Here is a 17990-nt window from a genome sequence, read left to right as displayed (position 1 = left end):
ACCGCCGACGGCGAGGCAGGGCCTACGATGGAGGCATGATCCTGCTCGCGGCCACCCCCATCGGCAACCTGGGGGACGCCTCGCTCCGCCTGCGCGAGACCCTCGAGGCCGCGACCGTGATCGCCGCGGAGGACACCCGCCACACGGCGCAGCTGCTGCGCCTGCTCGGCATCGAGAACCGGCCCGAGATGCTCGCGCTGCACGACCACAACGAGCACGAGAAAGCGGCGGCCCTCGTCGAGCGCGCCGCCGGCGAAGACGTGGTGCTGGTGAGCGACGCCGGCATGCCCACGGTCTCCGACCCCGGCTTCCGCGTCGTGCAGCTCGCCGCCGAGCGCGGCGTCGAGGTGAGTGCGATTCCCGGTCCGAGCGCGGTCATCACCGCGCTCGCCGTCGCGGGCCTCCCCACCGACCGCTTCGCGTTCGAGGGATTCCTGCCGCGCAAGGCGGGGGAGCGGTCCCGCGCGCTCGCGGCGCTCGCCGCCGAGCGCCGCACGCTCGTGTTCTTCGAAGCGCCCACCCGCCTCGCGGCGTCGCTCGCCGATCTCGCGACGGCGTTCGGACCGGATCGTCCCGCGGCGGTCTGCCGCGAGCTCACGAAGCTGCACGAGGAGGTGCGCCGCGGATCGCTCGCCGATCTTGCCGACTGGGCCGCCGAGGGCGTGCGCGGCGAGATCGTGGTGGTGGTGGGCGGAGCCCCCGAGGTCGTGGTGTCGGCCGAGACCGCGCTCGCGGAGGTGCAGCAGCGCGTCGCCGAGGGCGAGCGCTTGAAGGACGCGACCCGGTCGGTCGCTGAGGCCACCGGCCTCTCGGCGCGCGAGCTGTACGCCGCGGCGCTCGAGGCCCGAGCGGAAGGAACCCGATGAGCGCGAACGCGGCGGCGGAGCGGCGGCGGATCTCGATCGAACTGTGGCGGCTCGCCCTGCCCGTGCTGTGGATCGGCATGGTCGCGGCGATCTCCTTCATCGAGGCCCCGCTCAAGTTCCAGGCCCCCGGCATCACGATCCCGCTGGGCCTCGGCATCGGACGGCTCGTCTTCGCGGTGCTGAACCTCGTGGAGGCAGCGATCCTGCTCGCCTACACCGCGGTGTGCTTCTGGCCGGCGGCCACCCGCATCGCCGGCGCCCGGCTCTGGACCTGGATGGCGCTGCTGCTGGTCTTCGTCTTCAAGCTCACCGTGGTGCGGCCGCCGTTGAACGCGCGCACCGACCTCGTGCTGCAGGGGGCGGATCCGGGCCAGTCGGCGTGGCACTACGTCTACATCGCGTGCGACCTCGCCACGTTGGCGCTGCTCGCGGTGATCGCGGTGAGCGCCGCACGCGCGGTGCTCCCGGCGAAACCGGGTCGCTGAGCCGCGACGGGCGCCCGCCTCGGAGCCCCGGCGGTCGTGCGCGATCCGCGGTCTGCTGCTCCCAGGTGACGGAGAGCCGGATGCGGAATACTGAAGCGGTTGCCAGTCACCCGTCACATGTCAGGAAGTCAGCTACCGTGAAAATCTCCTCCGTTCTCCTGCCCGCGGCCGTCGCCGGGGCACTGCTCTTGACCGGCTGCACGGGGGGCGGCGGAACCGGCAAGGACGCCTCGGGCGAGGCCTGCGTGCCCGCCGGCGAGGCCAGCAAGAGCATCGCGGTGAAGGGCGCCGTCGGCACCGATCTCGAGATCACCTCGAAGACGCCGGTGAAGGCCAAGGAGATGGAGCGCTCGGTGCTCGAGCAGGGCGAGGGCGATGTCATCGAGAGCGGGCAGAGCATCGCGGTGTCGATGGCGATGTTCAACGGCGCCGACGGCACCAGCCTGCAGCAGTTCCCCGAGAGCGAGGTGCCGTTCGTCAAGGATCAGCTCATGCCCTGGGCCTACGAGGGCATCCGCTGCGCGACCGCCGGCGAGCAGGTCGCACTGGTCGCGCCCTACGCCGACATCTTCGGCGAGCAGAAGGCCGAGGACAGCGGCGTCGAGGGCCTCACCGAGAAGGACTCGATTGTGGTCGTGATGGAGTTCGGCAAGATCACCGACGGGGCCGACGCCGCCGGTGCCGGCGAGCCCGGCACCCTCGAAGCCGACAAGCTGCTGAAGAAGGCGGAGGGCAAGGCCCAGAAGGCTCCCGAAGGCTTCCCGACGGTGAAGCTCGCCGAGAACGGCGAGCCCACCATCACGATCCCCGAAGGCGTCGAAGCGCCGACGGAGCTCAAGATCGCGACCCTCATCGAGGGCGACGGCGAAGAGGTCAAGGCCGGTGACCGCGTCTACGTGAACTACCGCGGCGTGATCTGGCGCACCGGCGAGGAGTTCGACTCGAGCTGGAGCCGCGGCGAGCCCATCGACTTCACCACCGACGGCGTGATCGGCGGCTTCTCCGAGGCGCTCGTGGGCCAGAAGGTCGGCTCGCAGGTCATCTCGGTCGTGCCCGCCGAGGACGGCGGCTACGGCGCGGCCGGCCTCGAGCAGCGCGGCTTCGAAGCCGACGACGTGATGGTCTTCGTGCTCGACATCCTCGGCACGGTGCACGCCGACGCCAAGTAGCATCACCGACGAAGCCCGCCCCGCGACGCATCCGGGGCGGGCTTCGTCGTTCCCGCAGCCCGGCCGGAGGGCAGGCTGACAGAATGGACGGCATGAAGCGCATCGTCATTCTCGGGTCCACGGGTTCCATCGGCGAGCAGGCGCTCGATGTCGTGCGCAAGAACCCGTCGAAGTTCCAGGTCGTCGGGCTCGTCGCCGGCAGCCAGGCGGATCGGGTGCGCGAGCAGGCCGACGAGTTCAACGTGGAGCACACCGCGCTCGGCGCCGTCGACGCCGCGAAGCTGATCCGCGACGTGCCGGCCGACGTGGTGCTCAACGGCATCACCGGATCCATCGGTCTCGGCCCGACGATCGCGGCGCTGGAGGCGGGTCGCACACTCGCCCTCGCCAACAAGGAGTCGCTCATCGTGGGCGGAGACCTCGTCACGGGGCTCGCGAAGCCGGGGCAGATCGTGCCGGTCGATTCCGAGCACTCCGCCATCGCGCAGGCGCTGCGCTCCGGCAGCGGCGATGAGGTGCGGCGCCTCGTGCTGACGGCCTCGGGCGGCCCCTTCCGCGGGCGCGGCCGGGAGTCGCTGCGCGATGTCACGCCCGCCCAGGCCCTCGCGCACCCCACCTGGGACATGGGCCGCGTGGTGACGACGAACTCGGCCACGCTCGTCAACAAGGGGCTCGAGGTGATCGAGGCGCACCTGCTGTTCGGCGTCTCCTACGGCGACATCGACGTGGTGGTGCACCCCCAGTCGATCGTGCACTCCATGGTCGAGTTCATCGACGGCTCGACCATCGCCCAGGCCTCGCGACCCGACATGCGGCTCCCGATCGCGCTCGGCCTGAGCTGGCCGAACCGGGTGGCCCACGCCGTGCCGCCGCTCGACTGGACCGCCGCCACCTCCTGGGACTTCGAACCGCTCGACTCCGAGGCCTTCCCAGCCGTCGACCTCGCGAAGGAGGTCGGGCGCGCGCGCCGCACCTACCCGGCTGTCTACAACGCGGCCAACGAGGAGGCGGTGGAGGCGTTCCACGACGGCCGCATCGGCTTCCTCGACATCGTCGACACGGTGCGCGACGTGCTCGAGGCCCACACCGCGCCCGATGCGCTGACGCTCGACGCGCTCGCCGAGGCCGAGCGCTGGGCTCGCGAGCGCGCCCAGCAGGTCATCGCCGCTCGCGCTGCGCGCTGATCCGCCGCGCCGCCGTACTGCGCGCCGATCCGCCGATCCGCCCGCTCGCGCTGCGCGCCGATCCGTCCGTCCGCCGCTGATCCGCCGCCCTGCGCGCTTCTCCACTAAATCGGGGTCACTTTTGGCCGCGTGTCGCAGTGCGACACGGCAAAAAGTGACCCCGATTTCGAGGTCGGGAGGAATAGCGAGAGGGAGAAGAGGAAGGAAGGAAGGGAGGGAGGAAGGGAGGAAGGGAGGAAGGGAGGAAGGGAGGAAGGGAGGAAGGGAGGAAGGGAGGAAGGAAGGAAGGAAGGGAAAGCGCTCCCCGCAACTCCACAGCGCAGCGCAGTAGCCTGGGCGAGTGATTGAGGTGCTGCTCTACGTGCTCGGGATCCTGATCGTGCTCGTCGGGCTCGCGGTCTCGATCGGCCTGCACGAACTCGGGCACCTCATCCCCGCGAAGCTGTTCGGCGTGAAGGTGACGCAGTACATGGTCGGCTTCGGCAAGACCCTGTGGTCGCGGAAGCGAGGCGAGACCGAGTACGGCGTCAAGGCGCTCCCGCTCGGCGGCTACGTCGCGATGATCGGCATGTACCCGCCCCAGAAGCCGGGGGAGGCGCCGCGCGAGTCGACCACCGGCTTCCTCAACACCGTCGTCGAGGAGCGGCCCGCCCTGGGTCACCGCTCGTCGGGCGACGTGGTCGCCGAGGTGGTGCGGATCGGCGATCCCGAGGCGACCGCGCCCCGGACCGCCCCGCAGAGCACCGCCGACCCCGGCACCGGTGAGCCGCGCGGCGGCATCGCCGGCATGGTCGACGACGCCCGCCTCGCGAGCGCCGAGACGATCGAAGCGGGCCAGGAGCACCGCACCTTCTACCGACTGCCGGTGTGGAAGAAGATCGTCATCATGCTCGGCGGCCCGCTCATGAACCTGGTGCTCGCTTTCGTGTTCTTCGGGATCGTGCTCGTGGGCTTCGGCCTGCCGCAGAGCAGCACCACGCTCGGCAGCGTGAGCGAGTGCCTGCTGCCGGCCGGCAGCACCCAGACGACGTGCGGCGAGGGCGACCCGGCAGCGCCGGCGGCAGCGGCCGGCATGCGGCCCGGCGACCGGATCGTCGCCGTGAACGGCGAGGAGATCGCGAGCTGGGAGCAGTTCCGCGGCATCGTGGCAACTGCACCGGGGCAGTCGCTGCACGTGCTCATCGAGCGCGACGGGGCCGAGCAGACACTCACGATGACCCCCGAGCCGAATGCGAGGGCCGTGGTCGACGAATCGGGCCGGCCCGTCACCGATGCCGCCGGAGACCCGGTCACCGAGACCGTCGGCATGATCGGGGCGGTCGCGGCGAGCGAGACCGTGCCCCAGCCCGTCACCGAGGTGCCGGCCTTCGTCGGCGAGAACGTGCAGCAGGTGGCGGGCGTGATCCTGCGCCTCCCGCAGCGCATGGTCGACACCTGGAACGCGGCGTTCGGCGCCGAGGAGCGCGACCCGAGCGGCCCCATGAGCGTGGTCGGCGTGGGCCGGTTGGCGGGCGAGATCGTGAGCCTCGACGAGGCGCCCGTCGCGGCGCGCGCCCAGAGCGTGATCGGCCTGCTCGGCTCGCTCAACGTGGCGCTGTTCGTCTTCAATCTGGTGCCGCTGATGCCGCTCGACGGCGGCCACATCGCGGGCGCCCTCTACGAGGGGGCGAAGCGCGGCATCGCGAGGATCCGCCGCAAGCCCGATCCCGGCCCCGTCGACACCGCCCGCATGGTGCCCGTGACCTTCGCCGTGGTGGTGGTGCTGGGCGCGATGTCGCTGCTGCTGGTGTACGCCGACATCGTGAAGCCGGTGTCGCTCTTCGGTTGAGCCGTGCCCGACACGCCCTAAACTGGGCGGCGTGAACGAGCACCCCACCGAGCACCCCGCGCCCGTGCCCGAGCCGGCAGCGGCCGAGCCGCCCGCGTCAGCGCCCGAGCAGTCCGGCGATCGCGCGCGCCGCCGCCGGGCGATCATCTGGGGTGCGGCCGCGCTCGCCGCGGTCGTGGTCGCCGCGCTGGCGCTCGGCGCGGTGCGGTGGGCCGACGAGCGGAGCGCTCGCGACGAGTACCGGACCGTGCTGGAGCAGTGGCAGACGGTGGACGATGACGCTCCCGGTGCGCTCCCGGCCGAGCTGGCAGGGCTCGACGCCGAGATCGCGGCCGCTCGGGCGCTGTCGGCGGCGCTGCCGGAGCCGCTGGTCGGCGCCGAGCTGAAAGCCGCGCTCGACGGTGCCGCTGCGACGGCGCAGCAGACCGCCGAGCAGCACGGCGGAGTCGTCGACGGGCGCGGCACCGCCGCCACGTCGGAACCGGAGGGCGCCGCGGAGCTGCGGGCTGCGACGCGGCGGATCGAGACCGCCCTCGCCGAACGCGAGGAGGCGGCGCGCGACGCCGACGCCGCGCTCGCGGCGGTGACCGGGCAGCGGGCGGCGGTCGTGGCGGCGGTCGATGCGGCGCGGGGCGCGCTCGCGGCGGCGGTCGCGGATCAGGCGGCGACTCTGACCGGGGCGTCAGCCGAGGCGCAGCAGGCGCTCGCGACGGCGAGCGGCGTCCTCGCCGCGGCACCGCTCGCGGAGGTGGCCGCGTCGGCGACGGCGCTCACCGCCGCCCTCGACGCGATGCGGGCCGAGCACGAAGCCGCCGCCGAGACCGCGGCCGCGGCGAACGTCGACGATCCGGCCTCGATCACCGTGGTGGTGAACAAGCAGCGCCCGCTGAACCCGATCTCCTGGCAGCCGGGCGATCTGCGCATGCCCGCGGGCATCCCAAACCCCAACGGGCAGCCGGTGCGGGCGGAGGCGGCGACCGCTCTCGAAGCGATGTACGCGGAGGCCGCGGCGGCGGGAGTGCCCTTCATCATCACCAGCGGGTACCGGGGCTACGGTCTGCAGACCTCCCTGTTCGAGAGCTACACCGCGCGCGACGGGCTCGCTGCGGCCGAGACGTACTCGGCGCGCCCGGGGCACTCGGAGCACCAGACCGGGCTCGCGGTCGACCTGGACGACGGCTCGGGGTGCGCTTTCGACAGTTGCTTCGGCGACACCGCGACCGGCCGCTGGCTGCGCGAGAACGGCCACCGCTTCGGCTTCATCCTGCGCTACGACGCGGGGCAGGAGCCCGTGGTCGGCTTCATCTACGAGCCGTGGCACTTCCGCTACGTGGGGCCGCAGGTGGCCGGAGACATGCGGGCGCGCGGGATCACGAACCTGGAGGACTACTTCGGCCTGCCGGTCGCTCCGACGTACTGACCCGTCATCGGGCGGCGCTCAGCGGGCGACGCTAGACTCGTCTCCGTGGCAGCAGTGAATCTAGGAATGCCGAAGATCCCCGAGGTCCTCGCCCCCCGGCGCAAGACCCGGCAGATCAAGGTCGGTTCGGTGATGGTGGGCGGCAACGCCCCCGTCTCGGTGCAGTCGATGACCACGACGCCCACCACGGACATCAACGCGACGCTCCAGCAGATCGCCGAGCTCACGGCGTCCGGCTGCGACATCGTGCGCGTCGCGTGCCCGTCGCGCGACGACGCCGAGGTGCTGCCGATCATCGCGAAGAAGAGCCAGATCCCGGTCATCGCCGATATCCACTTCCAGCCGAACTACGTGTACGCGGCGATCGATGCGGGCTGCGCCGCGGTCCGCGTCAACCCGGGCAACATCCGCAAGTTCGACGATCAGGTCGGCGAGATCGCGCGGCGCGCGAAGGCCGCGGGCGTCTCGATCCGCATCGGCGTGAACGCGGGATCGCTCGACCCCCGCCTGCTGCAGAAGTACGGCAAGGCGACGCCGGAGGCGCTCGTCGAGAGCGCGGTCTGGGAGGCATCCCTCTTCGAGGAGCACGACTTCCACGACTTCAAGATCTCGGTGAAGCACAACGACCCGATCGTCATGGTGAAGGCGTACCGTCAGCTCGCCGAGCGGGGCGACTGGCCGCTGCACCTCGGCGTGACCGAGGCCGGCCCCGCCTTCCAGGGCACGATCAAGAGCGCCACAGCGTTCGGCATCCTGCTCTCGGAGGGCATCGGCGACACGATCCGCGTCTCGCTCTCGGCGCCCCCGGTCGAAGAGGTCAAGGTGGGCCTGCAGATCCTGCAGTCGCTCAACCTGCGCGAGCGCAAGCTGGAGATCGTTTCCTGCCCGTCGTGCGGCCGCGCGCAGGTCGACGTCTACACGCTCGCCGAGCAGGTCACTCAGGGCCTCGAAGGCATGAGCGTGCCGCTGCGCGTCGCCGTGATGGGCTGCGTCGTGAACGGCCCGGGAGAGGCCCGCGAGGCCGATCTGGGCGTTGCGAGCGGCAACGGCAAGGGCCAGATCTTCGTGAAGGGCGAGGTCATCAAGACCGTGCCCGAGAGCGAGATCGTGGCCACCCTCATCGAGGAGGCGAACCGCATCGCCGACGAGATGGGTCATACGGCGGGAACGGGCGCGCCCGAGGTCGTCACGCTCTGAGCCGCCGGCCGCTCGCCGCGGTCGGGCGCGTCGCGTCGTCGGCCTCGTAGACTCGGGGCATGGACGACGGGGGAGTGATCGAAGGCCGTGACGGACTGCGGGCGCGGATCGCCGGGCTGCTCGACGAGGCCGGCGTGCGCGGGCAGCGCAAGCTCGTCTCGCAGCTCGTCGAGACGAGCCTCGGGCTCGGGCAGGACGGTGCGAGCCGCGCCAATCTGAAGCTGTCGGCGGCGGCGCTCACCGAGATGCGCCGCGCCTTCCGCATTTTCGCCGCGCACGAGGGCACGCCCAAGGTCACGATCTTCGGTTCGGCGCGGGTGCGCGCCGGCGATCCGCTCTGGGCGCAGGCCGAGGCCGTCGCCGAGGGGCTCGCCGAGCGCGGCTGGATGCTCGTGACGGGGGCGGGGCCCGGCATCATGGAGGCCGCGGCGCGCGGCGCGGGCCCGGAGCGCTCGCTCGGCGTCTCGATCAGGCTGCCCTTCGAGGAGAAGCCGAACGACATGATCAGCCAGGACGGCAACCGTGTCGCGATGAAGTACTTCTTCACGCGCAAGCTCATGCTCGTGAAGGAGTCGAGCGGCTTCGTCTGCCTGCCGGGAGGTTTCGGCACGCTCGACGAGACCTTCGAGCTGCTCACGCTGCAGCAGACGGGGAAGGCGGTGCCGACCCCGATCGTGCTGCTCGACAGGCCCGGCGGCACCTTCTGGCGAGGTTTCGAGAGCTTCGTGCGCGAGCAGCTCGCCGACTACGGCATGGTGTCGCCCGGCGATCTGGATCGGGTGCTCATCACCGACTCGGTCGAGGCGGCGGTGGCCGAGATTGCCGGGTTCTGGAGCAACTACGATTCACTGCGGTGGGTTCCGGATCGCGATGGCGCCGGGACGGTTCCGCCGCAGGCGCAGCCCGAGCCGGTGCCCTCCGAGGCCGGCGGGGCGCCCGCGGGCCCGGCGCCCGAGGCGCCCGCGCCGCCCGTGCAATACGACCGTCTCGTGCTGCGGCTGCGGCGCGCGCCGAGCGAGCGGCAGCTCGACGAGCTGACCGAGCGCTTCGCGGGGCTGCTCGCGAAGGGGCGCATCGAGCTCGCGCAGCCCTCGCCCGAGGAGCTCGCCGACCGCGACCGCCTCGAACTGCCGCGCATCACGCTGGTGCCCCGGCCCCGCGCGATCGGTGATCTGCACCTGCTCATCAGAGCGCTGGGCGGGCTCGCCGCGGAGTAGGCGCCGGGGAGGCGCGGGGGAGACGCCGCGCAGGCGCAGCGCACACGCGGCCGGGCCGCGGGTCGCTGCCCGCCCGGGCACCCGCTACTGTGGTGCGGGTGAGCGGAACGGCTGCGCCTGCGGGCATCGTGATCACCGAGCTGTCGGGCGTCGAGACCGGCGACGGCGCGCTGAGCGGGGTGCGCCTCGCGGTGAAGGACAACATCGACGTCGCGGGTGCGCCCACGACGGGCGGATCCCGCATCTGCGGTCATGAAACCGCTCTGATGACTGCTCCCGCAGTGGCCGCGCTCGCGAGCGCGGGCGCGAGGCCCGTCGCCAAGGTGAACCTGCACGAGTTCGCCTACGGGGTGAGCAGCGACAACCCCTGGCACGGACGGGTGCCGAACCCGCGGTACCCGGGCCACGTGCCCGGCGGCTCCTCGGGCGGCAGTGCGGCGGCGGTCGCGGCCGGTGTCGCCGAGCTCGCGCTCGGCACCGACACGGCAGGCTCGATCCGCATCCCCGCCGCGTGCACGGGCACTGCGGGGCTGCGCCCGCGCAACGGGGCGCTCGACCTCGCCGGCGTGCAGCCGCTCTGCCCCTCGTTCGACACGGTGGGGCCGATGGCGGCGAGCGTCGCGCTCGTCGCCGCGGCCTGGCGAGTGCTCGCCGCCGGTGCCCCGGGGTCTCTCGCGCCCGAGCCGGGCGACGAAGGCGCCGCCAGCGGCGCGCTGCCCGCGCGGGTGGGCGTCTGCGGCGATCCCGCCTCCGTCGCCCTGCGCCTCCTCGGCGAGCTCGGGGTGGAGACCGTGCCGCTCGAACTGCCTCTCGCCGAGATCGAGGAGGCGTTCTGGCCCGCGTTCCGCGCCGAGATCGCGCGCGTGCACCAGGCGAGCTACCCGCGGCTGGCCGACGAGTACGACCCGAACGTGGCCGCGAAGCTGGCGGGAACGCAGGGGGTCTCCGTGGCATGCTACCGGGAGAGCCGGGAACGGCTCACCGCCCTGCGGCGCGGGGTGCTCGACGGCTGGCGCCGGCTCGGGGTGACCGCCGTGGTCAGCCCGGTGCTCGGAATCCCCCTGCCCCGCGTCGGAGAGCGCGAGGAGGACTACCGGGATCTGCTCGGGCTCTACGCGGTGCCCGCCTCGGCGCTCGACCTCGCCGCGCTCGCGATTGGCGACCTGCAGATCACCGCCCGCACCGAAGCGGAGGCGCTCGCCCTGGGAACCGCGCTCGAGGAGGCCGGGCTCACTCCGGTGCCGCCGCGTCTCGGCTGATCGCCTCGCGCAGCCGCCGCACGAGGCGCTGCGCGGGCTGCTGCGGTGCGCGCCGCGAGACGAGCGCCCACACCCGGCGCGACAGCGCGAGCTCCGGCACGTCGAGCACGCGCACGCCGGGCGGGAGCTCGCCGAGCGCGACCTCCGGCATGAAGGAGGCGGCGTAGCCGCTGCCGATGAGCTTCAGCGCGACCCTGAAGTCGTCGCAGCGGGCGACGATCCTGGGGCGCAGCTCCCGGGCCGAGAAGGCGCTCTCGATCTCGGCGATGTCGCTCGAACCGGGGTGGTGCAGGATCCACGGCCGGCCCACGAGCTGCGCGGTGCTCACGGGGCCGTGCCGGTGCAGATCCCAGCTCTCGGGCACCGCGACGCGGTAGCGGTCCTCGCCGAGGTACTCGGGGTGTACGGAGTCGGGCCACGACAGTCCGCTCTCGCCGACCTGGTAGACGAGCGACACGTCGACCTCCTCGCCGTTGCGCAGGGCTTGGATGGCGGGGGAGGGGTCGCGCACGGTGAGGCGCACCCCCAGCAGCGGCTCGTCGACGAGCTGCTCGGCCAGGAGGTCGGGGAAGAGCCGGTGGGCGAGACTCGCGTAGATGCTGAGGCGCAGCTCCTCGTGGGTGTCGAGCCCGGCCCCGGCCGCGGCTTCGAGCAGCGTGTCGAGGTCGGCGAGCACGGTGACCGCGTGCTGGGCCATGATCTCGGCGGCCTGCGTGGGACGCGCGCTGCGCGCGGTGCGCTCGAACAGCCGGATGGCGGAGTCGTGCTCCAGCGCCGCCATCTGCTGCGACACCGCGGAGGGCGTGTACCCGAGGCGGTTGGCGGCGCCCGCGAAGGAGCCCAGGCGCACGACCTCGAGCAGCGTGCGCAGGTGGATCGGATTGAGCATGAGGGCCTCCGCTCGTGAGAAGCATCAGTTCTGCTGATGCTCAGCGTAGCCGATTCGCGCAGCCGCGGAGTGGAAGAGCGAGGGTTGTTTGCCCTAGCCTGAGCGATGGACGGGCTTCGAAGGCGATGCGAGAGGGTAAGTGATACTGATGGTTTCCACACTGTTCCTGCACGGGGTGATCCGCTCGCTCGAATCAGAGAACGCCGTGCACGAGGCGATGCTCGTCACCGACGGACGCATCGTCGCCCTCGGCACCGAGACCGAGCTGCGCCAGATCGCGCCCGCAGGCACCGAGCTCGTCGAGCTCGACGGCGGCGTGGTGCTGCCCGGCTTCCACGACGCCCACTTCCACATCGGCAACCTCGCCCGGGAACTCGAAGCGCCCGATCTGCGCGGCGCCGCCACCCTCGACGAGACGCTCGAACGGCTGCGCGACTGGGCCGACGCGCACCCCGGCGACGGCTGGGTGCTCGGCGGTCGCTGGGACCGCAATCTCTGGCCCACCGGCCAGATGCCCACCCGCCAGGCGCTAGACGCGCTCTTCGGCGAGCGCCCGGTCTCGCTCCCCAGCGTCGACGGCCACGCAGTCTGGGCGAACACCGCCGGCCTGCGCGCCGCCGGAATCGAAGCCGGCACCCCTGACCCCGTCGGCGGCCGCATCGAGCGCGAGCCCGGCACCGACGAGCCGAGCGGCCTGCTGCTCGAAGCCGCCGGCGATCACATCCGCGACTGCTCCGAGGCCGCGCTCGTCGCAGAGCTGCACCGCCTCCTCGAACGCGCCCAGCAGGCGCTCCTCGCCTGCGGCATCACGCAGATCACCAACTTCGAGGGCGAAGACGTGCGCGCCGGCCTCGAACGTCTGCGATCCGACGGGCGCCTCGCGATCCGCGTCCACATCGGCGTCGCGATGAGCGATCTCGACCTCGCGATCGCCGAGGGGCGGCGCACCGGCCGCGGCGACGACTGGCTCACCGACGGCCCCGTGAAGCTCTTCTCGGACGGTGCACTCGGATCGCACACCGCGCACCTGCACGACGACTTCGCGGGGGAGCCCGGCAACCACGGCATCGAGGTCATCCCCTTCGACGAGCTCTGCGAACTCGTCGAACGGGCCGTCAGCCACGGCATCGCCGTCGCGACCCACGCCATCGGAGACCGCGCCAACACCCTCGTGCTCGACGCCTACGAGCGCCACCGCGAACTCACCGCCGCGGCCGGCCTCACCAACCGCATCGAGCACGCCCAGCACCTGCGTTGGGAAGACCTGCCCCGCTTCGCGGCGCTCGGCGTCGTCGCGTCGCAGCAGCCCATCCACTGCACGAGCGACTTCCCGCTGAGCGTCGAACTGCTCGGCGACCGCGACATCGCCCACTACCCCTGGCGCTCGCTCCTCGACTCCGGGGCGCTCGTCGCCTTCGGCTCCGACGCCCCCGTCGAACCCGCGAACCCGCTCTACGGCGTGCACGCCGCGGTGACCCGCGAGACCCGCGAGGGTCGGCCGCCGGGCGGCCGCGAGCCCGAGCAGCGGCTCACCCTGCTCGAAGCACTGCGCGCCTTCACCGAGGGCGGCGCCCGAGCCGCAGGCCTCGCCGACCGCACCGGCCGGCTCGCCCCGGGCCTCCTCGCAGACTTCATCGTGCTCGACCGCGACATCTTCGCCGTCGAACCGCACGAGATTCCCGCCCTCACGGTGCGCACCACCGTCGTCGGCGGCCGCATCGTCCACCGCGCAGCCTGACCGGCCGCGCAGCAGGATCCACTCCGCGCACATCGAGGTGCGCACCCACCACCCACGAATGGAGAACCAGATGAAGAACAGCACGCGAGCACTGCAGCTCTCGGGAGCGATCGTCGCGGGCGTCGCCCTGCTCGGCCTGACCGCCTGCGGCGGGCAGTCCCTCAGCGACACCGGCACCGCCGCGAACGCCTCCGGTGAGGTCGAGTTCATGGCCGTGCCCGACGAGGAGAAGGCCAAGGACGTCATCGAGGGCATCGAGCCCTCCGAGAAGGCCGCCGCGCTGCTGCCCGACCAGTTCAAGAACGACGGCCTGCGCTGGGTCACCTCCGTCGGCTACCCGCCCATGGAAGAGTGGGCCTCCGACGGCGAGGGCATCATCGGCGTCGACCCCGCGCTCGGGCACGCGATCTCCCGCACCCTCGGCGTCTCGATGACGATCGAGGACCAGGAGTTCAACTCGATGATCCCGGGCCTCATCTCGAAGCGCTACGACGTGCTCGCGAGCTCCATGACCGACAACGCCGAGCGCCGCGAGACCACCACCTTCATCAACTACGTGAGCGCCGGCAACGCCTTCCTCGTCGCCACCGGCAACCCCGAGTCGATCAAGACGCCCGCCGACCTCTGCGGCAAGATCGTCGCCGTCGTCGACTCCGGCTCCTCGGCCGGACTCGCCGAGGAGTACTCGGCCGAGTGCGAGGCCGCCGGCAAGGCCCCCTACGAGATCCTCGCCTTCGACGGCGACTCGCCTGCCAACCTCGCGGTGCAGAGCGGCCGAGCCGTCGCGACCATCACCGACTACCCGGTCGCCGCGGCCCGCGCCGCCGACCCCGAGAACAAGATGGACGCCGTCGCGATCGAGGGCGGCGAGAGCCTGTGGGGCCTCGGCGTCGACAACTCGAACGAGGAGCTGGCGAAGGCGATCCAGGCCGCGCTGCAGGAGCTCATCGACAACGGCACCTACCTCGAGATCCTCGAGGCCTGGAACGTCGAGGGCATGGCCATCGACGAGGCCACCATCAACGGCGGCGCCTGAGCCGCACCGCGGGCATCGCACACGAGAACGCAGGAACCGAGAGGAGGACCGCGATGAGCGGCACTCGAAAAGAACCCTTCCCAGGAGCCGGAGGCGCGACGATCGAGATCGCCCCCAGGCTGCACGTCAGCCGATGGGTGGTGGGGGCCGTCGCGGTCGCCGCCGTGCTCTGGGCCGTGTCGATCGTGGTGTTTAACGAGAACATCAGGTGGAACCGCGTCTGGGAGTACCTCTTCTCCCCGAGGATCCTCGAGGGCGTGGTCGTCACCATCTGGGTGAGCATCGCGGCCACGATCCTCGGCCTCGTGCTCGGTGTGGTGCTCGCGGTGATGAAGCTGTCGAAGAACCCGGTGCTGCGGTGGATCGCGGAGGGCTACATCTGGTTCTTCCGCGGCACCCCGGTGCTCGTGCAGCTCATCTTCTGGTTCAACCTGGCCTTCCTGCTGCCCTACATCACGCTGCAGGTGCCGTTCACCCAGATCGGCATGCGCTGGGACACGAACCAGCTCATCAGCGGCTCCGTGGCGGCGCTGCTCGGCCTCGGCCTCAACCTCGCCGCGTACTTCGCCGAGACCGTGCGCGCCGGCATCCAGGCGGTCGACCGCGGCCAGCGCGAGGCGGCGCTCGCGGGCGGCATGACCCAGAGCCAGACCATGCGGCTCATCGTGCTGCCGCAGGCGCTGCGCATCATCATCCCGCCCACCGGCAACGAGTTCATCTCGATGCTCAAGACCACCTCGCTCATCGTCGTGGTCGCGGGCAACGATCTCATGACCAACGCGAGCCGCATCTACAAGCAGAACAACCTCATCATCGAGCTGCTCATCGTGGCGAGCCTCTGGTACATGCTCATGACGGCGATCGCCACCTACCTGCAGTCGCTGCTCGAGAAGCGCTTCGGCGAAGACCGCGTGCGGCTGGTGCGAGGCCCCGGCTTCAGCCAGCAGCTGATCCGCGCGGCCACCGGAGCGATCACCCTGCCCAAGGGCAAGAAGGCGGAGAAGGAGGCGGCGCGATGAGCGAGCTCTTGGTGGACGCGCGCGGAGTGCGCAAGTCCTTCGGACAGAACGAGGTGCTGCGGGGCGTCGACTTCACCGTGCGACCCGGCGAGGTGAGCTGCATCATCGGCCCCTCGGGCTCCGGCAAGTCGACCTTCCTGCGCACGATCAACGCGCTCGAGACGATCGACGCGGGCAGTCTCGTGGTGCGGGGCGACCAGGTGGGCTACGAGCTGCGCGGCGGCAAGTACCACGAGTGGTCCGATGCGCAGCTCGCGAAGTTCAGGTCGCGGATCGGCATGGTCTTCCAGCGCTTCAACCTCTACGGCCACTACGACGCGATCGAGAACGTCGCGGCGAGCCTGATCCACGTCAAGCGCATGCCGAAGGCCGAAGCGCACGCCCGCGCCGAGCGGGAGCTCGCGGGCGTGGGACTCTCGGACCACATGCACAAGAAGCCGCACCAGCTCTCGGGCGGGCAGCAGCAGCGGGTCGCCATCGCGCGGGCGCTGGCGATGGACCCCGAGCTCATCCTCTTCGATGAGCCGACGAGCGCGCTCGACCCCGAGCTCGTGGACGAAGTGCTCGAGACCATGCGCCAGCTCGCCGACGGCGGCATGACGATGATCGTGGTGACCCACGAGATCGGCTTCGCCCGGGAGGTGGGCGACACGCTCAGCTTCTTCGACGAGGGCAGGGTGCTCGAGCACGGCACCCCGGAGAGCGTGCTCACCGGCAGCGACTCGCAGCGGATCCGGGGCTTCCTGGACCGGGTCCGATGAGCGCGATCCGCGGGGGTGACCGCGCGGTGATCGGAGTGCTGGGCGGGATGGGGCCCGCCGCGACCGCTGACTTCTACGCGAAGATCGTGCAGGCCACGCCCGCCCAGCGCGACCAGGATCACCCGCGCACCCTCATCTGGTCGGATCCGTCGATCCCGGACCGCACCGGGGCGCTCATCGCGAGCGGCCCCCACCCCGGTCCGCAGCTCGCGGCGGGCGCGCGCATGCTCGAACGCTCCGGAGCCGACGTCATCGCGGTGCCGTGCAACACCGCCCACGCCTTCCTGCCGGAGATCAGGGCCGCGGTCGGGATCCCCGTGCTCGACATGGTGATCGAGACGCGCGACCGGGTGCTGGACATGCTCGAAGCCGGAGGTCGGGCGGGCCTGCTCGCCACGGACGGCACGATCCGGGCGAGGCTCTACGAGCAGGCCTTCGCCCAGCGCGGCGAGCCGCTGCTCGTGCCCGCGGCCGATGAGCAGGCGCGGGTGATGGAGGCGATTCGCCAGGTGAAGGGCGACCCGGGCAGCGCGGCCGCGGCGCAGACGCTGTGCGCGGCTGTCGCCGAGCTCGCCGAGCGCGGTGCGGGCGTGGTGATCGCGGGCTGCACGGAGATCCCGGTCGCGCTCGCGGGCGCGGTGGGGCTTGCCGTCCCGGTCGTCGACTCGACCGAGGTGCTGGCTCAGGCCGTGGTGCAGTGGGCCCTGACTCATTCGAGCAGGGAACGGAACGAGGAGACCGAACGATGGAGCGCATGACCGCGCAGACGAGGCCCCGGCTCGACGAGCTCGGGATCGGGGCGGGCAAGTACGCCCGCGGCAGGATCAACGCGATCACCGATGTGCCCGGCGTGCGCGTGGGGCACGCGACGATCTCCGACGAGCGCTACAACACAGGCGTCACCGCGATCGTGCCTGAGCAGCTCACCCCCGAGCGGCGCTCGTTGCCCGCCGCGCTCGCAGTAGGCAACGGCTACGGCAAGATCGTCGGCGCGACGCAGCTGCAGGAACTGGGTGCGATCGAGACCCCCATCCTGCTGACGAGCACGCTCTCCGCGTTCCGCGTCGCCGACGCGCTCGTGGCGCAGCTGCTCACGCAGCCCGGCCACGAGCAGACCACCACGATCAACCCGGTCGTCGGCGAGACGAACGACGGCGCACTCTCGGCGATCCGGGATCGCCCGGTGGGGCCCGAGCAGGTCGCCGAGGCGCTCGTCTCGGCCGCCGGCGGTCCGGTCGACGAGGGCTGCGTGGGCGCGGGCACCGGTACCACCGCGCTCGGCTTCAAGGGCGGCATCGGCACCGCGTCGCGCCTCGCCGCGATCGGCGAGGCCGAGTACACGGTCGGCGCGATCGTGCAGAGCAACTTCACGGGCATGCTGCGGATCGCGGGAGTGCCGATGCCGGCGGCCGAGATGCTGCCCGAGCCCTCGGCGGAGACCATCGGCAACTCGTGCATGATCGTCGTCGCGACCGATGCGCCGCTCGAATCCCGGCAGCTCGCCCGTGTCGCGCGGCGCGCGGTGTACGCGATGCGCGGCGTCGGCGCCGACTTCGATCAGGGCAGCGGCGACTACGCGATCTCGTTCTCCACCGCGGAGCCCGCCGCTCCGCCGCGCGACGAGGATCTCTCGCCCCTGTTCCACGCGACCATGCTCGCGGTCGAGGAAGCGCTCATCAACTCGGTGCTGCGCGCGACCACGCGCCGCGGGCCGGAGGGGCGGATCGGGCACGAGATCCCCATCGACGAGGTGCGGCGCAGGCTGGCCGCGGCCGGGGCGCAGGAGCTGGAATAGCCCCGCCTCGCAGCACCGCACGACCACGCTCCCAGTCGGATCCCAGTGATCTCATAGCCCAGCGAAAAGCGTCTCCCACACCATAAGATGGAGATGCAACACATGTGTGGGAAAGGTGTGGGGATGC

16 protein-coding genes are annotated in these 17990 nt (G+C 71.7%); 15 read left to right on the top strand and 1 reads right to left on the bottom strand.

Translation table 11 applies throughout. The annotated features are described in order from the left end of the window. Positions 1-35: 35 nt before the first annotated feature. The 9 genes from rsmI to H629_RS14355 all read left to right on the top strand — a co-directional run bounded on the left by rsmI (position 36) and on the right by H629_RS14355 (position 10625). The gene (rsmI, locus tag H629_RS0101010; RefSeq protein WP_024355497.1) at positions 36-866 is read left to right on the top strand and encodes a 16S rRNA (cytidine(1402)-2'-O)-methyltransferase; all 831 of its coding nucleotides are present in this window, start codon (positions 36-38) and stop codon (positions 864-866) included. Next, a complete protein-coding gene (locus H629_RS0101005) occupies positions 863-1351 on the top strand; it encodes a hypothetical protein (protein ID WP_024355496.1) in 489 nt (162 codons plus the stop codon). The genes rsmI and H629_RS0101005 overlap by 4 nt, the downstream gene beginning before the upstream one ends. A 137-nt stretch (positions 1352-1488) precedes the next feature. Further along, positions 1489-2520, top strand: coding sequence for an FKBP-type peptidyl-prolyl cis-trans isomerase (locus tag H629_RS0101000; protein WP_024355495.1), 1032 nt, complete (start codon positions 1489-1491; stop codon positions 2518-2520). A gap of 92 nt (positions 2521-2612) precedes the next feature. Further along, positions 2613-3704 carry a 1-deoxy-D-xylulose-5-phosphate reductoisomerase gene (gene dxr, locus H629_RS0100995; RefSeq protein ID WP_024355494.1) on the top strand — a complete coding sequence of 364 codons (1092 nt, stop codon included), beginning with the start codon at positions 2613-2615 and terminating at the stop codon, positions 3702-3704. A 340-nt stretch (positions 3705-4044) separates the two neighbouring features. After that, entirely contained in the window at positions 4045-5532 is a 1488-nt protein-coding gene (locus tag H629_RS0100990) for a M50 family metallopeptidase (RefSeq protein ID WP_024355493.1), read from the top strand. 31 nt (positions 5533-5563) lie between these two features. Then, on the top strand, positions 5564-6952 hold the full coding sequence (locus tag H629_RS15045; protein ID WP_024355492.1) for a M15 family metallopeptidase: 1389 nt from the start codon (positions 5564-5566) through the stop codon (positions 6950-6952). Between the two features lie 66 nt (positions 6953-7018). Then, positions 7019-8149, top strand: coding sequence for a flavodoxin-dependent (E)-4-hydroxy-3-methylbut-2-enyl-diphosphate synthase (gene ispG, locus H629_RS0100980; protein ID WP_024355491.1), 1131 nt, complete (start codon positions 7019-7021; stop codon positions 8147-8149). Between the two features lie 59 nt (positions 8150-8208). Continuing rightward, entirely contained in the window at positions 8209-9366 is a 1158-nt protein-coding gene (locus H629_RS0100975; RefSeq protein ID WP_024355490.1) for an LOG family protein, read from the top strand. A gap of 98 nt (positions 9367-9464) precedes the next feature. Beyond that, the gene (locus H629_RS14355; protein WP_161607959.1) at positions 9465-10625 is read left to right on the top strand and encodes an amidase family protein; all 1161 of its coding nucleotides are present in this window, start codon (positions 9465-9467) and stop codon (positions 10623-10625) included. Here the strand turns inward: H629_RS14355 and H629_RS0100965 are convergent. Then, entirely contained in the window at positions 10597-11514 is a 918-nt protein-coding gene (locus tag H629_RS0100965; RefSeq protein WP_024355488.1) for a LysR family transcriptional regulator, read from the bottom strand. The two genes, H629_RS14355 and H629_RS0100965, sit on opposite strands and share 29 nt — an antisense overlap. Before the next feature lie 148 nt (positions 11515-11662). Between H629_RS0100965 and H629_RS0100960 the strand changes: the two genes are divergently transcribed. The 6 genes from H629_RS0100960 to H629_RS0100935 all read left to right on the top strand — a co-directional run bounded on the left by H629_RS0100960 (position 11663) and on the right by H629_RS0100935 (position 17863). Further along, positions 11663-13252 carry an amidohydrolase gene (locus H629_RS0100960; protein WP_024355487.1) on the top strand — a complete coding sequence of 530 codons (1590 nt, stop codon included), beginning with the start codon at positions 11663-11665 and terminating at the stop codon, positions 13250-13252. Between the two features lie 70 nt (positions 13253-13322). Further along, positions 13323-14288 (top strand): ABC transporter substrate-binding protein, encoded by a 966-nt coding sequence (locus H629_RS0100955; protein ID WP_029746395.1) that lies wholly within the window; start codon positions 13323-13325, stop codon positions 14286-14288. A 53-nt stretch (positions 14289-14341) separates the two neighbouring features. Further along, the gene (locus H629_RS0100950; RefSeq protein ID WP_024355485.1) at positions 14342-15307 is read left to right on the top strand and encodes an amino acid ABC transporter permease; all 966 of its coding nucleotides are present in this window, start codon (positions 14342-14344) and stop codon (positions 15305-15307) included. Next, the gene (locus H629_RS0100945) at positions 15304-16068 is read left to right on the top strand and encodes an amino acid ABC transporter ATP-binding protein (RefSeq protein ID WP_029746394.1); all 765 of its coding nucleotides are present in this window, start codon (positions 15304-15306) and stop codon (positions 16066-16068) included. The genes H629_RS0100950 and H629_RS0100945 overlap by 4 nt, the downstream gene beginning before the upstream one ends. Beyond that, on the top strand, positions 16065-16826 hold the full coding sequence (cuyB, locus tag H629_RS0100940) for a cysteate racemase (RefSeq protein ID WP_024355483.1): 762 nt from the start codon (positions 16065-16067) through the stop codon (positions 16824-16826). Before H629_RS0100945 ends, cuyB begins: the two co-directional genes overlap by 4 nt. Beyond that, the gene (locus H629_RS0100935; RefSeq protein WP_024355482.1) at positions 16823-17863 is read left to right on the top strand and encodes a P1 family peptidase; all 1041 of its coding nucleotides are present in this window, start codon (positions 16823-16825) and stop codon (positions 17861-17863) included. Before cuyB ends, H629_RS0100935 begins: the two co-directional genes overlap by 4 nt. Positions 17864-17990 lie beyond the last annotated feature (127 nt).

Origin of the sequence: Leucobacter chironomi DSM 19883, assembly GCF_000421845.1 — a bacterium.
Lineage (GTDB): Bacteria > Actinomycetota > Actinomycetes > Actinomycetales > Microbacteriaceae > Leucobacter > Leucobacter chironomi.
The sequence above is the reverse complement of the archived record's forward strand: the minus strand, read 5'-3'. Positions and strand labels throughout refer to the sequence as shown.

What these genes read in the sequence shown, in the direction of transcription:
- rsmI (WP_024355497.1), top strand. Translation starts at nt 36, where the DNA reads ATGATCCTGCTCGCGGCCACCCCCATCGGCAACCTGGGGGACGCCTCG.
- H629_RS0101005 (WP_024355496.1), top strand. Translation starts at nt 863, where the DNA reads ATGAGCGCGAACGCGGCGGCGGAGCGGCGGCGGATCTCGATCGAACTG.
- dxr (WP_024355494.1), top strand. Translation starts at nt 2,613, where the DNA reads ATGAAGCGCATCGTCATTCTCGGGTCCACGGGTTCCATCGGCGAGCAG.
- ispG (WP_024355491.1), top strand. Translation starts at nt 7,019, where the DNA reads ATGCCGAAGATCCCCGAGGTCCTCGCCCCCCGGCGCAAGACCCGGCAG.
- H629_RS0100975 (WP_024355490.1), top strand. Translation starts at nt 8,209, where the DNA reads ATGGACGACGGGGGAGTGATCGAAGGCCGTGACGGACTGCGGGCGCGG.
- H629_RS0100965 (WP_024355488.1), bottom strand. Translation starts at nt 11,514, where the DNA reads ATGCTCAATCCGATCCACCTGCGCACGCTGCTCGAGGTCGTGCGCCTG.
- H629_RS0100960 (WP_024355487.1), top strand. Translation starts at nt 11,663, where the DNA reads ATGGTTTCCACACTGTTCCTGCACGGGGTGATCCGCTCGCTCGAATCA.
- H629_RS0100955 (WP_029746395.1), top strand. Translation starts at nt 13,323, where the DNA reads ATGAAGAACAGCACGCGAGCACTGCAGCTCTCGGGAGCGATCGTCGCG.
- H629_RS0100950 (WP_024355485.1), top strand. Translation starts at nt 14,342, where the DNA reads ATGAGCGGCACTCGAAAAGAACCCTTCCCAGGAGCCGGAGGCGCGACG.
- H629_RS0100945 (WP_029746394.1), top strand. Translation starts at nt 15,304, where the DNA reads ATGAGCGAGCTCTTGGTGGACGCGCGCGGAGTGCGCAAGTCCTTCGGA.
- cuyB (WP_024355483.1), top strand. Translation starts at nt 16,065, where the DNA reads ATGAGCGCGATCCGCGGGGGTGACCGCGCGGTGATCGGAGTGCTGGGC.
- H629_RS0100935 (WP_024355482.1), top strand. Translation starts at nt 16,823, where the DNA reads ATGACCGCGCAGACGAGGCCCCGGCTCGACGAGCTCGGGATCGGGGCG.